The organism is Mesorhizobium sp. M7A.F.Ca.US.006.04.2.1 (assembly GCF_004022915.1).
Lineage (GTDB): Bacteria > Pseudomonadota > Alphaproteobacteria > Rhizobiales > Rhizobiaceae > Mesorhizobium > Mesorhizobium ciceri.
Map to the genome: position 1 here is coordinate 1 of NZ_RZQA01001072.1, position 1,832 is coordinate 1,832.

Genomic DNA, 1,832 nt, shown 5'->3' on the forward strand with positions numbered 1-1,832 from the left:
ACACCGAACCGTCCTTCATCGATGCCGACGCCCTGCGCAAGGGCCGGCTGGCCAAGCTGCGCGGCTGGATGCGCAAGGCCGGCTATGGCGGCGTGGTGCTGTTCGATCCGTACAACCAGCGCTACGCCACAGGCTCGCGCAACATGTTCGGCTATTTCCTGCGCAACTCGACCCGCTATTTCTTTATCCCGACCGACGGGCCGATCGTGCTGTTCGAATATCCGCAGAGCTATCATGTCTCCATGGTGCTCGACACGATCGACGAGGCGCGGCCTTCCAAGCTGGTCTGGTCGTCGGTCTCGGGCCGCGACGACGAGACCGCAGGTCCGTTCGCCGACGAGATCGCCGAGCTTTTGAAAAAGCATGGCGGCGGCTCGATGAAGCTCGGCCTCGACCGCTGCAGCCATCTGCAGGCGCTGGCGCTGGAAAAGCGCGGCTGTGAGGTCAGGGATTGCCAGGGCGAAATCCTGGCGGTGCGCGCGGTGAAGACGCCGGAAGAGGTCAAATGCCTGCAGGTGTCGATGGCCGGCGCCGAGGCTGCCGTCTATGCGGTGCGTGAGGCGATCAAGCCCGGTGTTTCCGAAAACGACCTGTTCGCCATCATGTATGGCGAGGTCATCCGCCAGGGCGGCGAGTTCATCGAGACGCGGCTGCTGACATCAGGCCAGCGCACCAACCCGTGGTTCAACGAGGCCAGCGGCCGCAAGATCCGCCCCGGCGAACTCTTGGCGCTCGATACCGACACCATCGGCTGCTACGGCTATTATTCGGATTTCTCGCGCACCTTCCGCTGCGGGCCGGGCAAGCCGACGCCCTACCAGAAGTCGCTCTACCGCATGGCGCATGACCAGGTTCAGCACAACATTTCGATCGTCAAGCCCGGCATGGCCTTCCGCGAGATCGCCGAGCAGGCGTGGAAGATCCCCGACCGTTTCGTCGACCAGCGCTACACCTCGGTCATGCACGGCGTCGGCATGCATGGCGAGACACCGTTCATCGCGCACGCCATGGATTACGAGACCTATGGCCGCGACGGCCATATCGTGCCAGGCATGGTGGTGAGCGTCGAAAGCTATATCGGCGAAAAGGGCGGCCGCGAGGGCGTCAAGCTGGAGGACGAGATCCTGATCACCGAGACGGGCACGGAGCTTCTGTCGCGCTTTCCTTATGAGGACGAGTTTCTGGAGACGCAGGTTTGATACGGGCAACCAATGAGCGCCTCGTTGCCTGGCGCCCTCCTCTGTCCCGCCGGCATACGGAAGGGTCTTTGACTGCCTCGCCCATGCATCACGCAGGCGCCGCATGAAAACGCCCATCTCCCTCAAGCGCGGCACCGTAGCCGCGATCTTCATCGACCTGCAGGAAGAGCACCGGCAGGACCCGCGTTATCTGGTTGAAGGCTTCAGCAGCATCCTCGCCAACGTCCAGCGCCTGCAGGCGGCGGCGCGGCAGAACCATGTGCCGCTCTACCACTGGGCCTACATCGTCGATCTCGACAGCCAGGACCGCCCGTTTCATCCGCTCGGCGAGGACGGCAAGTCGGCCTTTTCCGACAAGAGCGATCCGCTGACCGAAATCTGCCATGAGGTGGCGCCGGCCAAGGGCGAGGCGCTGCTGATCAAGGCCGAGGCCAGCGCCTTCCGCTGCGGGCCGGCGGCACGCGACATCAAGTCGGCCGGCATCGAATGGTTGGTCATATCAGGCGTCTGGACCGAGGCCTGCATCGACGCGTCGGTCAAGGATGCGGTGGCAAAAGGCTTTCGCGTGCTGCTGGTCAAGGATGCCTGCGGCAGCGGCAGCGCGGCCATGCACCAGACCGGTATCCTCAACCT

At 63.9% G+C, this 1,832-nt stretch carries 2 protein-coding genes; both read left to right on the plus strand.

Going from position 1 to position 1,832, the window contains the following annotated elements:
- The coding region (locus EN925_RS34360) for a Xaa-Pro peptidase family protein (protein WP_164894603.1) at positions 1 to 1,199 on the plus strand (1,199 nt) is incomplete at its 5' end.
- A 103-nt stretch (positions 1,200 to 1,302) separates the two neighbouring features.
- Positions 1,303 to 1,832 (plus strand): isochorismatase family protein (locus EN925_RS34365; RefSeq protein WP_128337293.1); only part of this gene is annotated, 530 nt, incomplete at its 3' end.